Genomic DNA, 23,749 nt, shown 5'->3' with positions numbered 1-23,749 from the left:
TATGAGAAAATGGAATACGATTTTGTCTGTTTTAATGCTTCTCATTTTTATGATTCATGGAATCATGGGCAGCTTTATGCTGAACGGAGTTGGAAGTAGTGCAGGGAAACTTCTTGCATGGATTGGTGTTGGTATTCTTGTTGTGCATACGGTGATGGGTACCGTCCTGACAGTTCAGAGTTTACGGGCAGCGAAACAATCCGGAAAAATGTATCTGAAACAGAACGCCATATTCTGGGCGAGACGAGCCAGTGGGCTGGCAATACTGATCCTGCTGTTCTTCCATATTGGCTTGTTTGGAAAGGTGCAGAATGGGACATATATTTTGTTCCCTTTTACAACGGTAAAGATGGTAACTCAGCTTTTGTTCGTGGCGGCAATCTTTGTTCATATTTTTATCAATATCCGCCCATTGCTCGTATCGCTGGGAATCATCAGTTATAAAGAACGAAGGGGTGATATTTATTTGATTCTTTCGGTGCTCCTTCTGTTTATAGCGGGCGCAGTTATTTTCTATTATATTGGGTGGCAATATCTATGAGTAAGACAATTATTATTATAGGTGCAGGACTGGCAGGACTTTCAGCGGCTTTGCAGGCAGCGGAAAATGGATGCAATGTAAAACTGGTTTCCTCATTTCCATCAGAGCGGGCGCAGTCTGTTATGGCGGAGGGCGGTATCAACGCAGCTTTGAATACAAAAGATGAAAACGACAGTCCCGAAGAACATTTCACAGATACAATAAAGGCGGCTTGCGGTCTGGCAGACCCAAATGCAGTTTGGGGAATGACACAGGCAGCACCGGAGCTGGTGCACTGGCTGCTAAAACTTGGAGTTAAATTTAACATGAGTGGCTATGATGATGTGGATCTGCGGAATTTTGGCGGGCAGAAAAAGAAACGGACTGCTTTTGCACAGAGCGATACCGGGAAGCAGATCATGACAGCTATGATAGACGCTGTTCGCAGGAAAGAAGCATCTGGTATGGTAGAACGGTTCAGCCATCATTCTTTCCTAACACTTCGTCTGTGTGGCAATATTTGTTGTGGCTGCGTAATCAGGGATGAATACAGTCAGGAGACTGTGGAATTACCGGGGGATGCGGTTATTGTTGCCACCGGTGGTATGCACGGATTGTTTGGGAATACAACAGGTTCGCTGTTCAATACGGGAGAAGTAACCGCAGAATTGTTCCGGCTTGGTGTTCCTCTGGCAAATGGTGAAATGATCCAGTATCATCCGACTACTGTGGAATGCGGCGGGAAACGTATGCTTATCAGCGAGGCAGCTAGAGGGGAAGGCGGCAGGCTGTTTGCTCTCAGAAACAATCAGCCGTGGTATTTCATGGAGGAAAAATACCCGGAGCTTGGAAATCTGATGCCCCGTGATATTACCGCCAGAGAAATATGGAAGGTCAGCCATGAATCCGAGGTATTTCTTGATATGACGGAAATATCGAAGGAGGTCATTTCAAATAAGCTGTCTGGCTTAGCAGATGACTGCATGACATATCTGCATAAGGATATCCGGAAGGAACCGGTGCCTGTTTTGCCAGGAATCCACTATTTCATGGGTGGTATTCTTGTGGATGAACAGCACAGAACGTCGATTCAGAATCTTTATGCTGCCGGGGAATGCTGTGCCCAATATCATGGTGCAAACCGTCTGGGTGGTAATTCCCTGTTGGGCGCATTGTACGGAGGACGTGTTGCGGCAAAGTCAGCCTGCGAACAAGCTGACGGCGTAGTTTTATCTTGTGCGGCGCAGATAGATATTCCACCAGTGCAGAAAATTGTGGGAACAAAACAATTAAATCAGGCTATGCAGGATTCTCTTGGGGTTGTTAGAAATGGAAATTCCCTGTTAAAAGGGATTCGGAAAGTGCAGGAACTAAAAGGAACTCTGCCGTTGCTTGGTCTTGCAGTTCTCCAAAGCGCCTTTGCCCGAAAAGAAAGCCGGGGAGCGCACTGGCGGGAGGATTATCCTGAATGCAACAACAGGGATTTTCTCAAAACGACGGTGGCACGATTTGACGGAAAGCAGATACAAATTTCCTTTATGTCTGTTCCAGAGAGGCGGTGATTAACTTGGTATATAAAGTACGGATTCGGCGACAAGAGAATCAGAAATCAGACAGCTATTGGCAGGAATTTGAGTTTGGTGGAAGTGAAAATAGTTCTATTGCCGCTGTCTTAAACGAATTGAATAGTCGTAGCCCACTGACAGATGCATGTGGGAATACGGCTGCTCCTATTGGATGGGAATGCGGTTGTATGGTACGGAAATGCGGAGCGTGTGCCATGCTGATCAACGGACTTCCCCGGTTGGCCTGCTCTACATTTCTGAATATACTAAAGAGCAGTACCGTTACGCTAGAACCACTCAGTAAGTTTCCTCTTGTCAGGGATCTGATTGTTGACCGGTCATTCCTGTTTGAGAACTTGAAGAAACTAAACCTTTGGTTGGAAAGCGAAGCCTATATGATTGAATTTACACACGAACCGAGGTATCAGTCGGCTCGCTGCCTGATGTGCGGGTGCTGCCTTGAGGTTTGTCCAAACTTTTCTTCAAAGGGTACTTTTGCTGGAGCGGTTGCAGCGGTCAACGCTTTTCGGATTCTGAATGAAGAACAGGAAATAGGCCATCGAAACGATGTTTCAACTCAATATAAGGAAAATTATTTTGAGGGATGCGGGAAATCATTAGCTTGCCATAACATTTGCCCAATTGGTCTACCTGTCGAAGAATTGATCGTGAGGTCAAATTCGGTAGCTATTTGGGGAAGACAGTGAGTATCAAAACGCTGATTAAAAAAACATGATTAACCTACATCAATCAAATTGCTTATAACACAAATGTTGTTCGATTTTCTTCTAATAAGGATTGGGGAGAACTACAAGCAAAATATTTTGAGTTAATGACACTGTTTTGCCAGTTTGCGTTGCGAGAGAACGGAGAGGAAAGCTCTGGTATAAAAAGATTCTGGAGCTGATGCCAAAGGATGATTCCTCAAGTGTATAATGATTAGTCTTTCCTAATACTGATAGAGCGTACAGTTGAAATACGATGATGAAATATGATAAAGTAAAATTGAAAAATCGGTATTTGGAGGTAATATGCTTATGAAAAAATTTCTTTCTTTGTTTTTGTGTCTTACTTGTGTGCTGACTTTAGTTGCGTGTGGAAAAAAGGTAGCTCCTATTACGTTACCTCAAACCGATGAGATTACATCTATTGATATAACTTTTGGGGAAAATACAGTAAGTCATTCAGACAAAACTTGGATAAGTGAAATAATCGCCGATATTTCCAGTTCTGAACCGACTAAGAAGGAAAGTGTTCAAGACTGTCCACAAGTGGAAAGTTATATCAAAATTGACTTCCAGTTTGAGACAGGAACAAGTACTATCTTTGCGTATGAGGATAGTGGTAAATACTATGTTGAACAGCCTTATCAAGGAATTTATAAAATTGATAGCCAACTATTCGAAAGGTTACAAGAAACTGATTAATTCCAGTTGTGCGCCCAGCTAAGGGTGTGTAGTCAAGCCGGTGGGATTCCGGTTTATCCAAGGTTTAGCCAACCAGATAATAGCGAGTCTTGGGATGGTGCCGGTAACGGCATCTGACAAGCGTAGACAGCAAGAAAGCAGGGTTGAATAGTGATTTCAAATGAATGGTAGGTGGTCGGACAATCCCATAGTACTGTAGAAATCGGGCAATGCCGATGGAGGGAAGGGGATTGCATAGTAAAGGTCTTACTGAGGACACATTATCCGTACTCAGGGACGGAGGAAATAATGGAAACGAAATTAGTAAGAATAGCTGAGATATCGGCAACATCAAAACATCCTATATTTACATCAGTGTACCACTTGATAAATGAAGATATGCTAAAGCAATGCCATAAGGAATTAGATGGGAACAAAGCAGTCGGAATTGACAAGGTAACTAAGGATGAGTATGGGAAGAAGGGAGCATATCATTTACCGACAGCCCCCTTTATTATATCGCCTATTTTGTTCTTCTCCAACTCTTTGACAGTAAAAATACTCCGTTCGACAATAAATTTCTATCTCTCTGATATTGTATATCCACTATAGTTTTAGATGTATCATCTTTACCATTTTGAATTGATCAGAAACTGTCATACTGACCTTTGTGGATAGCTTTAAGCCATTTTTAGGAATGTAACGATAGTATGGTTCCTCCGCAATCACCTTCACATTACCCCCGATCTTTGCTGCCAGTTCTTCCGCTGAATCCACATAAAAGAACATTTGTGCATCGGCATGGCCGACCTGTTTCATATATTTTTTCTTCATCATGGTCATTCCTCTTTTGTTCACCGTATCAAAAACAACTTCCATATTTCCAAATTGCCCAATCATACGCAGAAGGGCAATGACCTTATGTTCCTCAAAATAATGAAACAACCCGCCTGCAGTAACGAGAATGGGAGCATCAAGTACATCATTGCGAACTTTTATAATCCAGTCCTTCACAAAGGCATCCCCGGAAATATAGAATTCCCTCTCTGGTTCGGGAAGAAGTCCTCGCCGGTATTCGATTACATGAGGCAGATCCACGGCATACCAGTGTGTCTTTCCGTTATCACATCGGTGATAGGTTGTCTCCAGACCACAGCCCAACTGGACAATCACACCGTCCGGTCTGCGTTCCAGAAAAGTCCGAATAATCCGATCCATATTGGCAGACCGGGAAGCAGAGGCCAAGAGGGTGTACTGGTTCTGCATATTCTGTTTAATCAAGTCTGAAGGCAGCCTGTTTTTCAATTCTAATGTTTTTCTATCATATAAAATTTGTGGGCAATGCTCACTGGCATAGATTCTGCCCATCATAGGGACAAACAGGGTATCCTCCACAACGCCTAATGTTTGCATAACCAGCCCTCCTTTTTCTTTATGCAAGTTTCCAATTCTGGCTTTCTGTCTGCAGTTTTACCATATGGGCATATACACCATTCTTTTCTTCCAGATCCTTTGGTGATCCTTCTTCTGCCACGGTGCCATCAGAAAGGACAACGATCTTATCCGCTCCGGCTACGGTACGCATTCTGTGGGCGATAACCAGAACAGTTTTATCTGCGATCAGACGGGAAAGGGCTGTCTGTATCAGAGTTTCATTTTCCACATCCAGGGAAGCAGTCGCTTCATCCAAAAGAATGATCGGCGCATTTTTCAGAAATGCACGGGCAATAGAGATACGCTGGCGCTCTCCGCCGGATAGTTCACAGCCATTTTCTCCGATATTGGTATGCCATCCATCCGGCAGTTTTTTGGCAAATTCATCCACATTGGCAAGTTTCGCAGCCGCAATGACCTGTTCATCTGTGGCGTCTTTGTTTCCGATTCGAATATTCTCCATAATCGTATTGTCAAACAGTGTGACATCCTGGAATACGATGGCATACAGAGAAAGCAGTGTTTCCGGGTCTATTCGGGATACATCCATACCTCCCACGGTAATCTTTCCTCTGTTAATATCCCAGAATCTTGCAGCCAGCCGGGATACGGTTGTTTTCCCGCCGCCAGATGGGCCGACCAAAGCCGTAACCTCTCCCTGTTTTGCCGTAAAGGAAACATCTTTCAATACGGTTTCTCCGGTATTGTAGGCAAACCCAACATGGTCAAAGACAATATCATACCCCTGATTGGAAAGCCTGTCACTGCCTTGCTGGATCGGATGATCGAGAATCTCATTCATTCGGGCAATGTTGGTTCGTGTACTGATGACTGCCGCAAGATTCTGGAGCGCGCCCTGCAGAGGGTCATACAAACGGGATACTACCAGAAGGAACATAAAGAATGTAAGCACGGAGAGGCTTCCTCGCATGAGCAGAACAGCTCCCACCAGCGCAACCGTTGCAATACCAAGCTTCAGCACCAGCGATGCGGAAACCACAAAAGCAGCAAGACCAAATTCATTGAGGATGGAACGATGCTCCACAGCACGGATCTTCTTTTCCAGCCCTTTTAAATATGCCTGCTCCGCATTATTTGCTTTCAGGTCACGTACCGTTTCGATACACTCCTGTATCCCGTCTGCGCAGGCCATCTTTACATCCATGGCTTTCTGATTCAGATTTTCCTGAATCTTTGCGGAAAATCCCACAATCGCAAAGGCAACCGGCAGAACCCATAAGGCAGCCAGCGCCATTCTCCAGTCTGTAAAGAGCAGACCGATGGAAATCAGGATCGTAGAAATGATTGAACCTGCAAGCTCAGGGATAAAATGTGAAAAACTCTGCTCCAGGAAGGTGCAGTCCGCCATAATGGTACTGGTAAGATCGGCTAAATCCTTTTTCCCGAAAAAAGAAAGGGGGATTTTGCGCAGATGCTCTGCCAGAGTAATACGGCGGATGCCGCTTTCTTTGTAAGTGGCAAAATAGGTGGCATTGTATTGAAAGAAAGTGGTCAGCAGTATCAGGCCGATACACACCACGCAGCCTGCCACATAAAATGGAATTTTCCCACCGGGAACACCCCCGTTCATCAGATCGCTGACCAGGTAATATAAAAGTCCTACCGGGAACATAAAAGACAGATTCTGAAGGACACAGGCCAGGCATCCTTTGATCAGGTCTTTTGCCCCCCGTTCAGACAGGGCATATTTTTTCTGCAGTTTTTTGATCATATCACTGCACCTCCTTTGTTACCTTCCATTGCACGGAAGTCTGGTAATTTTTCCACATACGGCTGAAAATGCCGTCTTTTGCAAGCAATTCACGGCTGTTCCCGCACTCGGCAACCTGTCCGTCGCAAATGACAAAGATCTGATCCACATTTGTTACGGTAGAAAGCCTGTGGGCAATCATAATCACCGTTTTTCCCTCGGAAAGTTTTGAGAAAGCAGCCTGTACGCGGCTTTCGTTATCCGGGTCAGCAAAGGCAGTGGCTTCATCCAGAATGATAATCGGAGCATTTTTCAGCATCACACGGGCAATGGCAATTCGTTGCTGCTCGCCGCCGGAAAGATAGACACCCTTTGTACCAATGACCGTATCCACACCCTGTGGGAGTTTTTCCAGAATATCATCGCATTGTGCGTGATGAAGGGCAGCCAGAACTTCCTCACGGGTAGCTTCCGGTTTTCCCATACGCACATTTTCCAGAATGGATGCCTTGATCAGACGGCTATTCTGAAATACGAAAGACACCGTGTTCATGAGTTCCTCTTTCGGGATGTCTTTCACATTAACACCACCGATTTTTACCATTCCGCTCTGTGGATCAAAGAATCGGGAAATCAGGTTGGCAAGGGTTGTTTTTCCACCGCCGGATGGGCCTACAAAAGCTACCGTCTGTCCTGCAGGAATGGTGAGTGAAATATCTTTTAATACTTCTTTTTCTCCATCATAGCTGAAATGAATCGATTTCAGCTCCACGGAAGCATTTTGCGGATGCATAGGATGTCTGGTTTCCTCCAGAGGCTTCAAATGCAAAACGCTGTCAATTCTCTGTAAAGCGTCATCTACGATCATGGCATTTTCACTTTGGAACATGATGCGTGTCAGTGTAACAGAAATAACCGGTGTAATGATAATATAGAAAATGAGATCCAGTAAGAAACTGGAAGTCACACCCTCTTGCGTAAGCAACAGTCCTCCGGCGATCAGTGTGGCAAAAACTCCGTTAATTGCAGCTGTATAGAACATCATCGGCGTCCGAAGCTGCTTGGTATAAGCGATCACCCATACTTTATACCGGTCAATGGAGTCTTTAAACTTCTTAAAGGAAAAGATCGTCTGGCCAAAGGTTTTTACCACCGGAATCCCGCGGACATACTCTACCGCTTCATTGGACATATCATCCAGCGCATTCTGGTATTCTTTCATCTTTTCCTGCATCTGCTTTCCGGTCATTGTCATCATGATCAGAAAGCCCAGCACAACCGGAACAAGGCTCAATAGTCCCAGTCTCCAGTCAAACACGAACAACAGCACCAAAAGACCGCAGGGGGTTGCAATGGCATTGGCTCTGTCGGGAAGCTGATGAGCGAGATAGGTTTCGGTGGCTGCGCTGGATTCGTTGACAATCTTGCGCAGTTTTCCGCTGCCAAAACTCTCGGCAAATCCAAGAGGAAGCTTAACAATATGCTCCATGGTCTGGATACGCAGGTTTGTGGCGATACGAAATGCTCCCAAATGGGAACACATCAGCCCGGCTATGTAGACAAGCACCGCTATAACCGCAAACAATACTGCCATCCAGCCATTACCGGTCAGGTTCTGTGCCTGGGCAAAATTCGGTGCCACCTCCAATACTTCCTTGATCATTTTCCAGATGTAATAGAAGGGTACCAGAGCAATCAGGGCACTGATTGCAGAAAGCACCCAGGAAGCATAGGTCAGGTACTTATGGCTGCCTGCAATTTCCAGCAGGCGTGATAAATTAGATTTTTTTTTCAAAAAAATTCCTCCTTTTCTTTGTGTTTATGATAAAGAGAACACGTCTATGTTCTTACAATATCCGAATTTAGATTAGCTATAGCTAACTGCTGAACAAAAATTATAAGGCATTATTGCCCCATAATTTTCATCCATCCTGCTGTATAAAAGGCGCGCATTTCTCTAACGTAGTTTTCGGCATCTTTGAGCGGCATTTCGTGGATGATCAATTCAAAAAAAGTATGAAACATTCCGGTGATTAGAATATGCTCCAGCGAAGGATCGATATGCGGAGAGGGCCGTCCAAGCTGCCTTAAGACATCCTGATAGGCATGCGTCCCATCTACCTCAATCTCCACCATTTCATCAATTAGCCCGGCAAATTTTGTTCCTTCCGAACAGCAGAGGATCAGTTTACATTCCTCTAAATGTTCGTACGCATAATAGAGAATATCGTACATGCAGATTCCCGAAATATCACTCATGACTTCCGGCTGCTGGGCGGCTGGTAGTTCGGCGAACTCCTGCTGTGCCTTTATAAAACGGTTACGAATATATTCATAATGTTCACCAACGATGGATTCAAAAAGTTCTTCTTTGCTTTTGTAATATCCGTAAAAGGCTCCGGTAGTCATTCCCACGGATTTCACAATATTCCGCAGAGAAGCGTCTTTATATCCTTTTTCTAAAAATTCCGCTTTCGCTGCCCGGTGGATATTTTCTAAAGTCATTCCATTTCCGTTTATTTTTCACACCTCCTATATAACAGTGCTATATAACACTGTTATAATTTTAATCTCTAAAAAAGATTTTGTCAAGAGTAACAAGAAATAATTGCATAAAAACAGTAATCCAAACATCCTTCTGCACTTTATTACTGATAAAATTTTTAAATACTGGTTTTTATAACAGTTTTATTTTTTCTAATAAATGATAAGCAGGGTGGAGAACGGCAGCCGATACCGGAAGAAGGCTTGTCCTTTTCCCGACAAATATCGACAAACAAAAAACCGCAAAGGCTGTTAAACCTTTGCGGCAGTAAGAAAAATAAGAGCTATGTTGTAGAGCTAAAACTTCTACATTAGGGGCGTGAGAGTGCCACCAGCAGCAGAATATTTTTTTGAGAGACTATCTTCATTCCTGTATGAAATTATGTAGGTAGTTGCTGCTTTGAATAAGCAGTGACACTCATAGATTTTCTTGGCCGTTTCTTGTTGTAAATCGGTAAGACGAAGAAAACCGTGATTGTCTATTGTAAGGTATCTACCATTTTTCAAGACAGTCATTGCTCTTCAGATGATTAGCTTGCTAACATCTAATTATCGAGCTATATCAGTAGAGCAGACCTCAACTTTCTTTTTAGCTACTATTAAGATTGTCTCCAAATAAGCCTTCATCGCAGGGGGATAAATTCATTCATGAGAACAGGTTTTCACCGATCTGTCTGCCATTCTCCTCTAAATCAAGCACAGTTAATTTCCCATATTACCACCACCTCATTTATTCCTCAAATATTCTTATAGGTTGTATCATTAAAGATAAATTACATTAGACGTTGAAATACTCGGACACAAATCGGATGTTTTCTTCTGTCCAATTACCGCTATACATAACTTTTCCGCTCTCCATGAATATGAAATAATCACAGCAAGACGCTACTAGTTCGGGATCGTGAGTAATAATAAATTGTGTCTTTCCAATAGACCTAAGCCGATTGATACTTTTTGCTACCTCTTTCATGTGGCGATAGTCCAAACCGCTGGTCGGTTCGTCAAATATGATTATTTCTTTGTTTGAGGCAATAGCACTCGCAATAGCTACTCTTTGCCGCTGCCCGCCGGAAAGCGACATGGGATGAGCATCTCTGTAATCAATCAAATCAAGAACAGTTAATATTTCTTCCGCCATAGAAGTTTTTTCCTCTGCTGGCAAATTATTTATTCCTAGCAGAACTTCATCTATGACACTCTCTGTGAAAAGCTGGTGATTAACATCCTGCATAACCAAATAGCAAAGACGTAGCCGTTGTTTTACCGAATATATCTGTCCATTATAATTCAAGGTCCCTGCCGCTTTCTTTTCTAAACCACATATACAACGGGCAAAAGTGGTCTTGCCAGCTCCATTGTCCCCTAAGATGGCAACACATGTGCCTTTAGGAATATCTAAGCAGTCAATATTTAGCAGTTCAGTTCCATTAATTGAAAAATGAAAATTCTGAAATTCCAGTGTTTCCAGTGTATTTATAGATTTTCTGCAATGTGGAATAAAGCTATAGGCTGCCCTAAGCCCCATTTTGTGGAACTCGGCAGGCGGTTTCTTCCAAAAAATAGAGGCCTCAAAATCCCCGGTAATTCTTCCACCCTGAAAGAATAGAATTCTGTCTGCAATATTACGCAGCCATGCAAGTCTGTGTTCGGCAATAATAACTGTTTTCCCCTGTGCTTTCCAGCCGATTAAAATTTCTTGCAAATCACGTATTGTTCCAATATCGAGATTGGAAGTAGGCTCGTCCAAAACAAATATATCTGGCAGTAGAGCATTAACTGAAGCACAGGCAATTTTCTGTTTTTCCCCACCAGAAAGGGCAAACAGGCTTTTCCCAATCAGTTTTTCAATATGGAGAGAGTCCACTGTACTGTTGAAACGACCTAAAATATCTGTTTTTTCCATTCCAATGTTTTCACAGGCAAATACTATTTCCGTATCTGTCAGAAGTGTATAAAATTGTGACTTTGGATTTTGAAATACAGAACCAATAACAGGCGCTAACTCATGCAGTTCAACCTTACTGGTATCTTTTTGTGATACCATAACACGCCCATTCAGATCACCATCGTAATAAGCTGGAATCAGGCCATTTATAAGTCTGCTGAATGTTGTTTTGCCGCTACCGGATTCTCCGCAAAGAAGAACGATCTGTCCCTTTGGGATTTGGACGTTTATATCTCGTATAGCAGTTCCATTTGTTGCATTGTCGTAAGTAAATGATACCTGTTTGATCTCTATCACATTTTCACCTCCTACCACCCAAATGCAGAAGATAAGGCATACAGAGTTATCACGATGGTGCAAAACAACATTGCAATTGCATCCTGCCAATGAAAACCAATCGGGCACACATTAGTACGCCGGTTAGGCGCATCCAGCCCCCTTGTTAAAGCGGATGCTGATAACTCATTACCTATGGAGAGCAGTCCCGTCAATAAAGGAACCATACGATATTCCAGCATTTTCGTTGGATTACGCCATGAGCCAACATTTCTTAGCCGCATTGCATCACGAATCGCGGAATATTCTTCTTTGATTGTAGGGAAGAATCGGAACATCACTGAAACCGGAATCGTAAAACTTTTAGGGATATGTAAGCTATCCATAGCAGCAACAAATTCACTTACAGTCGTAGTTAATATCAAAAAACTAAACATCGACATACCCGGCAATATTTTTGTAAATATTGCTATAATTCCGGTAAAAAGAATATTTACGATTGCCGGGAAATGCTCCATTGCATAATCCGGGAGAATAATGGAAATCATATACAGTACAGCATAATAAGTCGCTATTGCATATTTTTTCAAAATAATAAATGCTGCCAGCGGGATTAGTGCCATACAAGGAAGCACATAGCGCATAACCCCTGTATTGTCGCTTGCAATCATCACAAACGAAACCGTAACACAAAGCAGGATTTTCGTGCGCGGATCAAGATACATCTGCCTGATCGTGGGTTTTGTGTCGTATAATATTGATTTCATTTCGTTAAAGTACCCCGCTCCTGATAAAATGTTTTTTGAAGACAGACTTACCTAACAGGCCACCCAGTAATCCGCCAAGAAAGGCTGATAGAGCAAGCAGGGGAAGTACCCACCATTCACTGAAATAGCTCTGCATGAGCTGCATATACTCTGATCCGTATGTAGCCGCCTTTCCTTCAAGATATTCTGTACTTGCCAACACCATAGAGAGGACATTCCCATTTGCACCAATGCTGGCAATCGCAAAAGCAAGAATCGCCAGATTCGGTTTCTGGTATTTTCCCAAACGCAATAACAACTCTGCAATCAGTGCAAAAACAATCCCAAGAACCAGCGTATAAATTCCAACACCTGCCAGTGCAAGCAAAACGCCATATACAATATAGGTAATCAAAACCATGCCAAATTTTTTTATCTTCATAAAATACAGCATCATTGGAATCCCTAAAATAAATGAACTTACTAACGGCACCAGCATACTGACTGCCGGTATTAGTCCAAGTACGGCTGCCACAAGCAGGTTCAACACGAAGTAGACTGCGGTAAAAATCCCGACATTTAACAAGTCTTTTCCATTCAAACGTGTGGTATTTTTTTCTTTCCTCATGTTTATTTCCTTTCTTTGTCCTCTAAACTTTTATATTTGTGCTTTGACAGTCCAATCCATACTTTCATTTTGCAAAGAATACAAGCGGTGATATAAGCCGGATTGCCTCAACAACTCATTGTGTGTGCCTTCTTCTACTAAATGCCCTTCCTTCAAAACGACGATTTTATCGCACTCTACAATGGAACGCAGTTTATGGGCGATAATTAGTACTGTCTTGTCTTTAATTAATTTGCCAATAGCCTCTTGAATTTTCGTTTCATTTTCCGGATCAATAGAGGCGGTACTTTCATCCAATAAGATAACAGGAGCATCTTTCAAAAAGGCACGAGCAATCGAAAGCCGCTGTCGTTCACCTCCGGATAGGGTTTTTCCATTCTCACCAATGATCGTGTCATAACCCATAGGCAGCCGGTCAATAAATTCATCACACTGGGCGAGCTTTGCGGCGGCAATGACTTCTTCCCGTGTTGCATTTTCTTTACCGATTTTAATATTGTTGTAAATGGTGTCGTTAAACAACACGACATCCTGAAAAACAATAGAATAGTTCTTAAATAATGTTTCAGGCACAATCTCGTTTACATTGATTCCACCAATCTGTACCTCTCCATGTTTTACATCATGAAAACGTGCAGCCAGTTTGCACAGGGTACTTTTCCCACAACCGGATGGGCCTACAAGTGCCGTGATTTCCCCCTGCTTTGCTGTAAAAGAAACATTGTGAATGACATCTTCCTGATTATAACCAAAACTCACATGATCGAAAGTAATATCATACTGTCCGATTTGAATGTCCTCCTGTCCCTGTTGTTCCGGGCCATCCAGCAGATCCCGGATTCTTTTGGCGCTGACAAGAGAATATATCATTTCGCCAAGCATCTCACACGCTTTTGTAAGCGGCTCATAAATTCTGACAGCCACGAACAAAAAGATCAGAAATGTAATCAGGCTGATTTTGTCAGAAGCCAGCAGCATCGAGCCGGAAATAATAACAAAGCCAAGACCAATACGCATAACATTGTAGGAAATGGAAATGGACAGCCCCGCTAAAAGTTCATGCAGAACAAGTCCCGGTATAATCTTCTTTATTTTGGCAGCAAGCATCTTCTGATAATTTTCCATCTTTGGAGATGTACGCAAAACTTTTATATTTTCCAGGTACTCCTGCAGGCCGTCGCTGATCGCCAGTTTTTTTTGCTTGTTTTTTTTGTTTGTCCCCTCTGAAATAAGTTTGCACAGAGACATAGCAATTACCGCCAATGGCAGGCAAGCAGCTAAACTAAGCGCCAAATACCAGTTATAAACAAAGAGCAGTACAAGAGCTATCATGCCGGAGCAGAGGTCGCTAATTAATTCTGTTAATGTGTTTGCAAGCGTATTAGCAGTAGTTGCAACATCATCCATGATAACGGAAGTCAAATCGCTTAAGTCTCGTCTTTCCAGATAGGACAGAGGAAGTTTGCGTATTTTATCTGCTAATTCCATACGCAGGCGCATATCTTCTTTTCCTGATGTGTAGTATTTTTTACGGTATGTCAGCCGATATGTAAGAAAAATAATCACCATTAGGGCCAGCGAGACACCAAAATACCACCAAAGAGAAATATACGCCTGCGTGTAACCAAAATAGCTGTTCAGCATCTCATTTGTTACCATTGCCAGCAGAATAATCGGAAGCAAAGTGGCAAGATTAAAAATTGTCATGCAAAGGCTTGCTTTCATGACGGCTTTGCTTCCTTCTTCACTCAAATGAAATATTTTTTTAAGCATCCTTTTTCCCTCCAATCCGCCATGAAATACTGTTCTGATATTCATGGAACATGTGGGCATACACTCCGTCCAATTTCAATAATTCGTTATGAGTTCCTCTTTCTACAATTGTTCCACGCTCCAAAACACAAATCTGATCTGCATGAACTACTGTGGACAAACGATGTGCAATCATCAAAACAGTCTTTCCACGCAACAATTCGTCCAGTGCCTTTTGAATTAAGTGTTCGTTTTCTGCATCAGCAAAAGCTGTCGCTTCATCAAGAAGCACTACCGGTGCATCCTTCAAAATTGCACGAGCCAATGAAATGCGCTGCATTTCTCCCCCTGAAAGATAAACGCCCTTTGTTCCAATCACCGTATCTGCGCCATCCGGCAGCTTTTCCAGTATGTCATCACATTGTGCTAAATGGAGCGCCCGCAGTATATTATCCCTTGATGCTCCAGGCGTATAAAATGCCACATTATCCGCAATGGACATTTTGAAAAGGTTTGTGTCCTGAAAAACAATGCTGACCTGATTCATCCATTCGTTATAATCCATATCTCTGACATCAATACAGCCTACTTTTACAGAACCGCTTTGTACATCCCAAAATCGGGCAATCAGATTTGCTATCGTACTCTTTCCGCCGCCCGATTCCCCAACCAAAGCAGTAATTGTGCCTTGTTTGATCGTAAGAGAAATATCATCCAACGCTTTCTCTGCTCCTTCCTCATAAGAAAAGGAAACGTGGTCTAACGTGATATTATAATTGTCAGGACGCTTTGTAACGGCAGCTTGCGGTAATGGCTGTTCATTCAATATTTTTTCAATCGCATCCAGCGAGGAACTTGCAACCATCATGTTAGAGGAGCTTTTCATAATCCGGTTCAAAATAGTAACTACAGCGGGAATCAGTACCGCGAAAAAGATAAAACTCAATATCATGCGTTCCGGGTCGCGGCTGCCATTAAATAGAATTATGCCTCCCGGTATCAAAAAGAAGAAAATCCCATTGATAACGGTATTGTAAATGCTGTCGCTGTTTTCCATAGAAAGTGCATACTGGATCACATAATCGCTGTATTCTTTTACAGCTGCCTTATAGCGCCGAAAGGAATTAGCCGTCTGCCCGAACACTTTCACAACAGAAATTCCTCGGACATATTCCGTAGCCGCATTGCTAATATCCTCCGCAGACTTTTGGTATTGCTTTGCAAGCCCTTCACTTGTGCCTTTCAACATAGTCGCAAGAACGCCGAAGCCAATCAGAATAGGGAGCAAGCAAATCAAAGATAACCGCCAGTCATACATGAACATAAAGACCAGAAATGCAACTGGAAGAACCGCCGATTGTACAAAATCCGGTATCTGATGGGAAATTAGTGTTTCCATGTTATCGGTATTCTTTTCAATAATCTTTCTTTGCTTTCCACTTGGATTAAGCGAGTGATAGCCCAATGGAAGCTGCCCAATATGTTCCACTAAATGAATTCGGATTTTCGCCACAGTATTAAACGCTGTAATATGGGAAAAGAGCAGTGAAAATCCATACGTTCCAAATGATGCCGAAATCAGAAAAACGGCCTGCCATCCCAATTCTTTCATGTATGCCTGATCCAGCTTAGAAAAATCTCCTAAAGACTGGACAATTTCTTTTCCAACGTTATAAACACAAACAAATGCACTCAAATTCAATACAGCAGCAACAGCCGCCAATATGATTGAAAGTACCATTGTGATTTTGAATCTGCCCATATAACTGAACAAACGGGCAAATACGCCTCGTTTTTTCATCGTATCATTCCTCCTTATAGCAGTTAGCAACTTCTAACCCTCTGTCAAAAATAAATGCCGGTAAACGGCACTTATTTTTCTAACGGAGAATTTTATCCCACCCAATATCGAAAAAGTATTTTAATTGTTCAACATAGATCCTTGCATCCTCGCGGTTCATGCCGTGTGTAATGGGTTCAAAATAGCCATACAAATTTGAACTCACCAAAATATGCACAAGTTCCGGCGTTACCTCTTTCCCATGAATCATGATCCGGTGTCCCATTTCGCCCATGAGCTGCATCATGGATTCTACAACAATGTCAACTAATTCATCCAGATAATTTTCATAAAAAGAACCGCCAGAACAAACGATCAATAATCTAAATTCATCAAAGTGATCATAAATATAGTCAACGAAGTTTACCACGTTTTTCTCAGAATCAGGCAATATAACCTTCTTATCCTGTTCTGGCAAAGAGTGAAATTGAACCTGCTGTGTTTTTAGTGTTTCTTTGAAGCTCTCCGCAACTGGAGATACCAGAGCACAAAATAATTCATTTTTTCCTGCATATCTTTTCGCCAATGCTCCCCATGTTACACCTGCGTTTTTACAAATCACATTCGTAGATGCTTTTTCATATCCACGCAGCAAAAATTCTTCTTTTGCGGATTCCAAAATGCGTGGATCAATACTTGTATCTGGCTTAGACACAATCTCAATCTCCTTTCTCCTTTACCTAATACTGAAAGCACCACTTTCGATAGTGGTGCTTTCAGTATAGTGCCTTAATCGCTATTTGTCAATAAGAACTTTATAATGGTTGTAATAAAAAGAATTGACCAGGAACAGCACCTGCTGCGATAAGCTGTTCCGTAAAGAAGCAATGACGTTCATAAATCTTTTCGGCAACCTCGCGGCCTACATCGGTCAAATGGAGAAGGTGATCTTCATCCATTGTGAGAAAGCCGCCGTCTTTCAGGGTGTTGACCGCCACACAAACACTCGGTTTTGACACTCTCATGTGCCGGGCCACGTCTACGGAGCGCACCATGCCGAGTTTCTTTCGGAGAACAAGGATGGCCTCCAGATAGTCCTCCCCGGACGGAGTTATTGCTGACTTCATAAACTCTTTTTGCTCTTGTTCCTGCCTTTTTTGTATTTCCGTAATCGCTTCACGGACAATGAAAGAGAAAATCTTGGTGTGCCCCTTTCTTTGAACTCGATTTCCTACATTTCTTGAATTACGGAGAAGAAATCCCGCAAGCGTTGTCGGTTATCAGCAGACCATCCGCCGCTCCATTTAATCCTCCCCATCTCCATGAAAATAAAGAAATTGCAGCACTCGGCAATCAGTTCTGGATCATGTGTGATGATGAACAGCGTCTTACCCATCGCAGAAAGTTGGCGGATATTTTCCGCCACTTCAATCATGTGGTGATAGTCAAGTCCACTTGTCGGTTCATCAAATACTAATATTTTCTTTCTCGACGACAATGCGCTTGCCACAGCAACACGCTGTTTTTGGCCGCCGGAGAGAGAAAGTGGATGCAACTCCTTTAGGGGAAGTAAATCCATACTTTTTAAGATGTTTTCAGCTTCTGGTCGATTTTTTTTCCTCACTTCCCGGCATACCAATCAAGACTTCTTCTTCCACACTCTCTGTAAAAAGCTGGTGGTTCACATCCTGCATGACAAGGTAACTGTTTTTCAATCTCTTTTTGCGGTTTAATACTTCACCTTCTATACTAATCTCACCGGTAGCTTTCCTCTCCAATCCGCAAAGGCACCGGGCAAAAGTTGTTTTCCCGGTACCATTGTTACCGATAATTCCGACAACAGCTCCCGCAGGAATAGATAAAGACGGTATATCCAAATCCAGTACGCCATTATAGGAAAAATGAAAGTTTTTCACTTCCAATATGCCGTTTCCATGACACAGGGGTGGCACTCTCTCGAATGTTACTGGCACAATGGAACGAAGTCCTCTCTGCTTAATTACCTCTACCGGAAGGTTCCAAAACTGCTTTGCGGGAACATCCTCCACAATTTGCCCATCCTCCATATAGATCACCCTATCAGCAACCGCTTTCAGATAATTCAAGCGATGTTCCGCAATGATTACAGTTTTTCCATTGTTCTTCCACACAGCGATAATATCCGCAAGTATCTGTATAGAACGGCAGTCCAGATTTGAGGCAGGCTCGTCTAAGACCATCACATCGGGGTCGGGCATTGTAACAGAAGCACAGGCGATTTTTTGCTTTTCACCGCCGGAGAGGTGAAACAAATTCCGTTCCAGCAAATTATCAAGGTCAAAATCATGAGATATTTGTTCCAAACGCTTTTTAATATCGGGAACAGGCCAGCCCATATTCTCGCAGCCAAATACGATCTCACTGGTAGAATCCACATTAAAAAACTGAGAGAGCGGATTTTGAAATACCGATCCTACCAGCTTTGCCGTTTCGCAAACAGGCTGTTTTTCTGTGCGCTGTCTTTATAGCCAAACGATACATTCTGAAATTTAATCATAGCAGACCTCCCTAACAGATAAGATAGACAAGAAATACGCCTGTCATTAAAAGTAGTAAGCATATATCACATGCCTTGAATCCAATTGTACAGTAATTGCTTCGCTCATTCTGACGGCCAAGACCTCTCGTAACAGCAGCGGCAGACAATTCATCACCGATTTTTACCAAAGAAATGATCAATGGCACAAGGCGATATTCTGCCATCGCAATAGGGCCTTTTCGAATTCCAATTCCCCGAAGCCGCATAGCATCTTGAATGGAAGCATATTCATCTCCTACGGCTGGGAAAAAGCGAAACATGATGGAGATGGGAATGATCAATTTCTGACTGATGTGCATTCGTTTCATAGCCGCAATAAATTCGCTTACCCGTGTTGTTCTGAGCATATAATACGCAAACATAAATCCGGGGACAATTCGGGTAATCATGTGACTGAAAAATCGAATCAGAAACCCGCCGAGGCTCATGCCGGATATATACTGTAAGAAAAATTCCGCATTCCACGAAACCACATATAACACAAGGTAAATAACCGCTGTTTTCGTCATTCTTGCATTCAGTAGAAACAAGAACGCAAGAATGGCCAGAAATGGTTTTAAGTAGACAGAAACACCTTCTGTCAGCGATGTCAACATGACAATATTGAAAATCAGCAGAGCATAGAGCTTTGTCCTTGGGTCGAAGGAAACAACGGATAGTTGACTGTGTTTTCCCGCTTTGTCTGCCATCATACGATCCCCGCACGTTTGAAATGCTTTTTTAAGATAGCGCGGCCAATATACGCGCCTACGATTGCGCCCACAATCACACACACAATGTCAACGGGAATCATATAGCTTTTCACTACGGCAGACACGGCCTCCACATAGGCGTCCCCCTGACTGGCGCGGTAGCTTTCCAGATAAGCATCTTTATAAAGGAACAGGATAACCTGGGAACCAATGACCCACTCGCTGAACACGCAATAAGCAATCAGCATATGTTTCCAGCTTTTGTATTGCCCGACTCTCAGGATAAAATCAGCGGCAAGCCCGCAGATCAGGCTCGTGCCAATGGCGTAAGGCCCATATCCCATCATGAAAGTCGCAATTCCCATAAGCAGACAAAGAATCGTGACCATTCCGAATTTATCTGTCTTAGTAAAAAACAGGATGCAGGGGATTCCTCCGAGGACGGCAAGTACCACCGAATAAAATACCGTCATGACTGGTATAAATCCAGTAATCCCGGCAATAAAAAATGCGATGAAATAAAGTACTGCAAAAATACCGATATTGACAAGATCCTTAACTCCAATTCGTTTCTTTTCCATTTTCGTTGTCCTTTCTATTGTTAATTATATTTTCCATCCGATTGCCTGTTTGCGTCGGCCAATGAAATCGGAATAGATTCCGCCTTGTTCCATGAGCTGCTCGTGCGTACCCTGCTGGACAATCTTTCCTTTATTCAGTACAACGATCTGATCCGCGTTCCGAACCGTTTTCAGTCGATGGGCAATCATAATGACCGTTTTATCTTTTGTAAGAGCTTCAATCGCCGCCTGCAAACGGTCTTCGTTTTCCGGGTCAACGTTCGCCGTTGCCTCATCAAAGATAACAATGGGGGCGTCCTTTAACATGGCTCTGGCAATGGAAATCCTTTGCTTTTCACCGCCGGAAAGAGAAGCGCCGCCTTCGCCGATTACGGTGTTATAACCATCCGGCAGAGTTGAAATGAAATCATCACAGCAAGCCTTCTTTGCGGCTTCAATAACCTCCTCATGGGTGGCTTCCAGTTTTCCAAACTTGATATTATTCTCAATCGTATCATCAAAGAGATAGACATTCTGGAATACCATACTGATGTTTCTCAGCAGACTGTCAAAGGTATATTCCTTCACATCCTGTCCGCCGATGGAGATGCCGCCGCTGTTTACATCCCAAAAGCGGGCAATCAGATTGCAAAGTGTCGTCTTGCCGGAACCGGAAGGCCCGACAATCGCAGTCAAACTCTTATCCGGGATTGTCAGAGAAACCGATTTTAGAACAGGCCGTTTCTCATAAGAGAATGTTACGTTATGAAACTGAATGTTGTGGGAATCCGGTGTAATGGTACGTCTTTTTTCATCCATAACCGGAACATCATCAATCTCGTTTGCCCGGTTGATGGAATTTTCTGTAATACGCAGATTTGCCATGCTGCTGCCTGCGATTTTAAGTTGTTCATATACCATAAAGGACGCAACCATCATCATCAAACAGTATACCAGCGACATACTGCCATCCAGATAAAAGCAGACCGAAGCAAATATGACCAGCACGCTGAACAGATACAGAATTACCTGTTGGATTGCTACATATGGATTCATCGCTTTTTCCAGTACCATGTTTTTACGGAAGCTTTCATCAATGGCATTGTCAACCTTTTTCCCTTTGTTAAAATCAAGGTTGAAGGCTTTTACAACGCTCATTCCCTGAATCGCCTCCAGAACCGTTTCCACAAGCATGGCCTGTGCTGCCTGTCTCTTCGGCACGTCTGATCTGGATTTCTTCTCCATGAGAGAGACCACGACAAGGAACAGGATAATCCCCACAAACACGATCATACCGATACGCCAGTCAAAAATGAGAATCGCAAGGCAGAAAACAAACGAGGTCAGAAAACCACCAAGAGAAGTAACCAAAACAACAGGTGCGGCATTTTCTACATCACTCAAAATCGTGGTGGCGATTGCCGTGATATTGCCCAAACTGTTTTGGTTGAAATAGCCCATAGGAACCACTTTCAATTTATCACCAATCTGCACACGTTTATCAGCAACCATAAAATATCCGGCATGGGTACGCTGAAGTTGCGATATGTACTGTGTCACGATTCTGCCGGCAATGCTTAATACCATAATCCCAAATGCAGCCAACGAAGCAGAGTTATCTGTATTTCCTGTTACCAGTGCATCCAGAATCATGAAAAGTGCGCCAAGTTGAGCCGCATAAAAAACTGCATTGATAAATCCCCAAATAATCGAATTGCGGATATTCTTTTGCTCAGAACCAGAAAAGCTCCAAATTTTCTTAAATACGCCAATCATTCTTAATCACCATCCTTTGCTCCAATATGCGCGTTCCACATCTCCTGATATAAAGGAGACCTGTGTAGCAATTCATCATGCGTTCCTATATCTTCAATTCTGCCCTCTTTTACAACAACAATCTGATCGGAATCGGTAATGGTGGAGAGCCGGTGTGCGATTACAATCAAGGTTTTTCCAGAAACCAGCTTTCCAATGGCCGTCTGTAAAACAGCCTCATTTTCCGGGTCAAGATATGCGGTGGCCTCATCCAAAATTACGATAGGAGCATTTTTCAGCATAGCGCGGGCAATGGCAATTCGCTGGCGTTCACCGCCAGATAAATGACCACCGGCGCTGCCGACACGAGTGTCATATTCCTGTTCCAGTTCCTGAATAAATTCATCGCAGCCCGCATCTCTTGCGGCCTGTTCTACTTCGGCATCCGTAGCACCTTTCCGTCCCATGCGTATATTTTCCCGCACCGTATCATCAAACAGATAATTGTCCTGTGATACATAGGCAATATGATCTGCAAGCTGGTTCTGCGGTATTTTTTTCAGGTCGCAGCCGCCAAGCGTGATCTCGCCTCCGCCCACATCCCAAAATCCTGCAATCAGCTTTGCAATGGTGCTTTTTCCGCTACCAGACGGTCCAACCAATGCGGTCACAGTTCCGGGTCTGATTTTCAGCGTAATTCCATGCAAAATCTCTTTCTTATCCGCACGATAGGAAAATGTCACCTGATTCATTTCAATGGTCAAATCCTTCAACTCGACTTCTTCCATCGGGCGAACCAGTTCTTCCTTATCCAAAATTCCGCAGACCTCGCCGACTACCGTTCCCATTGCGGCGATACTGTCCATATAATTGCTGGCGGCGAGGATAGGGCCGATGATTCCTAAAGAAATAATAATAACTGTAATAAAATCCGTCATAGCAAGACTGCCACCCGCATAAAATAGGAACCCAATGGGCAGTACGGTTAAAAGCGTTGCAGGACAAATGGCAGTATAAGCAGACATGGGCCACTGGCAGCTTTTCATCCAGTTATAGAAATAAGACGCATCATAATTTACTGCATCTGTATATTTTTGATATGATTTTGCGCTTTGACTGAATGCTTTTATCACCTCAATACCGTTTACATACTCTACAACGGCATTATTCATCTGCTGGCTTGCTTGAACGGAACCCTCATACTTTGCCGGATAGGTGCGAAACATAATCATTACAAAACACATTCCCAGGGGTAGAGTAATCAGAGTAACTAAAGCCATCCGCCAGTCCAAAACAAAAACATAAATCAGCAGGATAACGGGAATCAACATATTCGCCGATATTTCCGGTATCATATGAGCCAATGTTGTTTCCAATCCCTCGACACGGTCAACAATGGTATCCTTCAGCCGCCCGGAAGGGGTGTCTAAAATCACACCCATAGGCAGGCGGGAGAGTTTTGAAAGCAGTTTTTTGCGAATTTCTTTCAAAACCTCAAAGGTGGCGGTATGCGATACGGATGTTGACCAAATGGAAAACAGCACTTTCAGCAAATATCCAGCTGCCGCCATCAGGCAGTATGCGGCAAAGAATGAAATCTCTTTTGTGCCGCCAATCAGTGCGATCAGCATTCTTGCAACAGCAAAATAAGGAATAATTCCAGCCGCAACACCCAAGATTGCCAGAACGATTGATAGTGCATATTTTTTCTTTTGTTTTCCGGCCAATCCCATTAACCGGGATAACGGATTTTCTAATTTCCTTTTGTCCATAATAAACCTCCTTGTTCTCACTGTAGTTAGATTTAGCAAACCGTTTTGCAAAAAAGAAAAGCCGATAATTTGAGGAATTACGTTC

General features: G+C 43.1%; 21 protein-coding genes and 2 pseudogenes. 5 read left to right on the top strand and 18 right to left on the bottom strand.

Annotation, left to right across the window (positions count from 1 at the left end; translation table 11 throughout):
• The first annotated feature begins 1 nt into the window (after position 1).
• The 5 genes from C7E02_RS13160 (at position 2) to C7E02_RS20695 (ending at position 4,103) form a co-directional block, all read left to right on the top strand.
• Positions 2-541: a pilus assembly protein PilX gene (locus tag C7E02_RS13160; RefSeq protein ID WP_105309784.1), complete on the top strand. Its 540-nt coding sequence runs from the start codon at positions 2-4 to the stop codon at positions 539-541.
• A complete protein-coding gene (locus C7E02_RS13155; RefSeq protein ID WP_105309783.1) occupies positions 538-2,082 on the top strand; it encodes an FAD-dependent oxidoreductase in 1,545 nt (514 codons plus the stop codon). Before C7E02_RS13160 ends, C7E02_RS13155 begins: the two co-directional genes overlap by 4 nt.
• On the top strand, positions 2,079-2,792 hold the full coding sequence (locus C7E02_RS13150) for a 2Fe-2S iron-sulfur cluster-binding protein (protein WP_330406790.1): 714 nt from the start codon (positions 2,079-2,081) through the stop codon (positions 2,790-2,792). The genes C7E02_RS13155 and C7E02_RS13150 overlap by 4 nt, the downstream gene beginning before the upstream one ends.
• 330 nt (positions 2,793-3,122) lie before the next feature.
• Positions 3,123-3,512, top strand: coding sequence for a DUF5301 domain-containing protein (locus C7E02_RS13140; protein ID WP_105309781.1), 390 nt, complete (start codon positions 3,123-3,125; stop codon positions 3,510-3,512).
• 288 nt (positions 3,513-3,800) lie between these two features.
• Positions 3,801-4,103, top strand: a complete 303-nt coding sequence (locus C7E02_RS20695; RefSeq protein WP_330406789.1) for a hypothetical protein — start codon at positions 3,801-3,803, stop codon at positions 4,101-4,103.
• On the opposite strand, the gene C7E02_RS13130 is transcribed toward C7E02_RS20695, so the two are convergent.
• The 18 genes and pseudogenes from C7E02_RS13130 to C7E02_RS13050 form a co-directional block, all read right to left on the bottom strand.
• Complete coding sequence (locus C7E02_RS13130; protein ID WP_105309780.1) at positions 4,098-4,904, bottom strand: class I SAM-dependent methyltransferase; 807 nt, start codon at positions 4,902-4,904, stop codon at positions 4,098-4,100. The two genes, C7E02_RS20695 and C7E02_RS13130, sit on opposite strands and share 6 nt — an antisense overlap.
• A gap of 19 nt (positions 4,905-4,923) precedes the next feature.
• Positions 4,924-6,657 carry an ABC transporter ATP-binding protein gene (locus tag C7E02_RS13125; protein WP_005342586.1) on the bottom strand — a complete coding sequence of 578 codons (1,734 nt, stop codon included), beginning with the start codon at positions 6,655-6,657 and terminating at the stop codon, positions 4,924-4,926.
• A gap of 1 nt (position 6,658) precedes the next feature.
• Positions 6,659-8,431, bottom strand: coding sequence for an ABC transporter ATP-binding protein (locus C7E02_RS13120; RefSeq protein WP_105309779.1), 1,773 nt, complete (start codon positions 8,429-8,431; stop codon positions 6,659-6,661).
• Positions 8,432-8,541: 110 nt separating this feature from the next.
• Positions 8,542-9,141, bottom strand: coding sequence for a TetR/AcrR family transcriptional regulator (locus C7E02_RS13115; RefSeq protein ID WP_105309778.1), 600 nt, complete (start codon positions 9,139-9,141; stop codon positions 8,542-8,544).
• 817 nt (positions 9,142-9,958) lie between these two features.
• On the bottom strand, positions 9,959-11,422 hold the full coding sequence (locus C7E02_RS13110) for an ABC transporter ATP-binding protein (RefSeq protein ID WP_105309777.1): 1,464 nt from the start codon (positions 11,420-11,422) through the stop codon (positions 9,959-9,961).
• Positions 11,423-11,433: 11 nt separating this feature from the next.
• Complete coding sequence (locus tag C7E02_RS13105) at positions 11,434-12,168, bottom strand: energy-coupling factor transporter transmembrane component T (protein WP_105309776.1); 735 nt, start codon at positions 12,166-12,168, stop codon at positions 11,434-11,436.
• 4 nt (positions 12,169-12,172) lie between these two features.
• Positions 12,173-12,775, bottom strand: a complete 603-nt coding sequence (locus tag C7E02_RS13100; protein WP_105309775.1) for an MptD family putative ECF transporter S component — start codon at positions 12,773-12,775, stop codon at positions 12,173-12,175.
• Between the two features lie 30 nt (positions 12,776-12,805).
• A complete protein-coding gene (locus C7E02_RS13095) occupies positions 12,806-14,548 on the bottom strand; it encodes an ABC transporter ATP-binding protein (RefSeq protein WP_105309774.1) in 1,743 nt (580 codons plus the stop codon).
• Complete coding sequence (locus tag C7E02_RS13090; protein WP_105309773.1) at positions 14,541-16,328, bottom strand: ABC transporter ATP-binding protein; 1,788 nt, start codon at positions 16,326-16,328, stop codon at positions 14,541-14,543. Before C7E02_RS13090 ends, C7E02_RS13095 begins: the two co-directional genes overlap by 8 nt.
• A gap of 79 nt (positions 16,329-16,407) precedes the next feature.
• Positions 16,408-17,022, bottom strand: coding sequence for a TetR/AcrR family transcriptional regulator (locus C7E02_RS13085; RefSeq protein ID WP_158683039.1), 615 nt, complete (start codon positions 17,020-17,022; stop codon positions 16,408-16,410).
• A 130-nt stretch (positions 17,023-17,152) separates the two neighbouring features.
• Positions 17,153-17,434, bottom strand: a pseudogene (locus C7E02_RS13080) (metal-dependent transcriptional regulator); the annotation flags it as partial.
• 104 nt (positions 17,435-17,538) lie between these two features.
• The gene (locus C7E02_RS13075) at positions 17,539-17,946 is read right to left on the bottom strand and encodes an ATP-binding cassette domain-containing protein (RefSeq protein WP_203226962.1); all 408 of its coding nucleotides are present in this window, start codon (positions 17,944-17,946) and stop codon (positions 17,539-17,541) included.
• Positions 17,903-18,373 carry an ATP-binding cassette domain-containing protein gene (locus C7E02_RS20690; RefSeq protein ID WP_278336561.1) on the bottom strand — a complete coding sequence of 157 codons (471 nt, stop codon included), beginning with the start codon at positions 18,371-18,373 and terminating at the stop codon, positions 17,903-17,905. Before C7E02_RS20690 ends, C7E02_RS13075 begins: the two co-directional genes overlap by 44 nt.
• Before the next feature lie 144 nt (positions 18,374-18,517).
• Positions 18,518-18,775 (bottom strand): annotated as a pseudogene (locus C7E02_RS20685) (ATP-binding cassette domain-containing protein); the annotation flags it as partial.
• Positions 18,776-18,854: 79 nt separating this feature from the next.
• Positions 18,855-19,577 (bottom strand): energy-coupling factor transporter transmembrane component T, encoded by a 723-nt coding sequence (locus C7E02_RS13065; protein ID WP_105309769.1) that lies wholly within the window; start codon positions 19,575-19,577, stop codon positions 18,855-18,857.
• Positions 19,574-20,158: an MptD family putative ECF transporter S component gene (locus C7E02_RS13060; protein WP_105309768.1), complete on the bottom strand. Its 585-nt coding sequence runs from the start codon at positions 20,156-20,158 to the stop codon at positions 19,574-19,576. Before C7E02_RS13060 ends, C7E02_RS13065 begins: the two co-directional genes overlap by 4 nt.
• Positions 20,159-20,182: 24 nt before the next feature.
• Positions 20,183-21,913, bottom strand: coding sequence for an ABC transporter ATP-binding protein (locus tag C7E02_RS13055; protein WP_105309767.1), 1,731 nt, complete (start codon positions 21,911-21,913; stop codon positions 20,183-20,185).
• Positions 21,914-21,915: 2 nt separating this feature from the next.
• On the bottom strand, positions 21,916-23,664 hold the full coding sequence (locus C7E02_RS13050; protein ID WP_105309766.1) for an ABC transporter ATP-binding protein: 1,749 nt from the start codon (positions 23,662-23,664) through the stop codon (positions 21,916-21,918).
• Positions 23,665-23,749: the final 85 nt, after the last annotated feature.

The organism is Dorea sp. Marseille-P4042 (assembly GCF_900290215.1).
Lineage (GTDB): Bacteria > Bacillota > Clostridia > Lachnospirales > Lachnospiraceae > Dorea > Dorea formicigenerans.
Note: the sequence above shows the minus strand (reverse complement) of the source record. Positions and strands in the feature narration are given on the sequence as shown.

What these genes read in the sequence shown, in the direction of transcription:
- C7E02_RS13160 (WP_105309784.1), top strand. Translation starts at nt 2, where the DNA reads ATGAGAAAATGGAATACGATTTTGTCTGTTTTAATGCTTCTCATTTTT.
- C7E02_RS13155 (WP_105309783.1), top strand. Translation starts at nt 538, where the DNA reads ATGAGTAAGACAATTATTATTATAGGTGCAGGACTGGCAGGACTTTCA.
- C7E02_RS13140 (WP_105309781.1), top strand. Translation starts at nt 3,123, where the DNA reads ATGAAAAAATTTCTTTCTTTGTTTTTGTGTCTTACTTGTGTGCTGACT.
- C7E02_RS20695 (WP_330406789.1), top strand. Translation starts at nt 3,801, where the DNA reads ATGGAAACGAAATTAGTAAGAATAGCTGAGATATCGGCAACATCAAAA.
- C7E02_RS13130 (WP_105309780.1), bottom strand. Translation starts at nt 4,904, where the DNA reads ATGCAAACATTAGGCGTTGTGGAGGATACCCTGTTTGTCCCTATGATG.
- C7E02_RS13125 (WP_005342586.1), bottom strand. Translation starts at nt 6,657, where the DNA reads ATGATCAAAAAACTGCAGAAAAAATATGCCCTGTCTGAACGGGGGGCA.
- C7E02_RS13115 (WP_105309778.1), bottom strand. Translation starts at nt 9,141, where the DNA reads ATGACTTTAGAAAATATCCACCGGGCAGCGAAAGCGGAATTTTTAGAA.
- C7E02_RS13105 (WP_105309776.1), bottom strand. Translation starts at nt 12,168, where the DNA reads ATGAAATCAATATTATACGACACAAAACCCACGATCAGGCAGATGTAT.
- C7E02_RS13100 (WP_105309775.1), bottom strand. Translation starts at nt 12,775, where the DNA reads ATGAGGAAAGAAAAAAATACCACACGTTTGAATGGAAAAGACTTGTTA.
- C7E02_RS13095 (WP_105309774.1), bottom strand. Translation starts at nt 14,548, where the DNA reads ATGCTTAAAAAAATATTTCATTTGAGTGAAGAAGGAAGCAAAGCCGTC.
- C7E02_RS13090 (WP_105309773.1), bottom strand. Translation starts at nt 16,328, where the DNA reads ATGAAAAAACGAGGCGTATTTGCCCGTTTGTTCAGTTATATGGGCAGA.
- C7E02_RS20690 (WP_278336561.1), bottom strand. Translation starts at nt 18,373, where the DNA reads ATGGAGGATGGGCAAATTGTGGAGGATGTTCCCGCAAAGCAGTTTTGG.
- C7E02_RS13065 (WP_105309769.1), bottom strand. Translation starts at nt 19,577, where the DNA reads ATGATGGCAGACAAAGCGGGAAAACACAGTCAACTATCCGTTGTTTCC.
- C7E02_RS13060 (WP_105309768.1), bottom strand. Translation starts at nt 20,158, where the DNA reads ATGGAAAAGAAACGAATTGGAGTTAAGGATCTTGTCAATATCGGTATT.
- C7E02_RS13055 (WP_105309767.1), bottom strand. Translation starts at nt 21,913, where the DNA reads ATGATTGGCGTATTTAAGAAAATTTGGAGCTTTTCTGGTTCTGAGCAA.
- C7E02_RS13050 (WP_105309766.1), bottom strand. Translation starts at nt 23,664, where the DNA reads ATGGACAAAAGGAAATTAGAAAATCCGTTATCCCGGTTAATGGGATTG.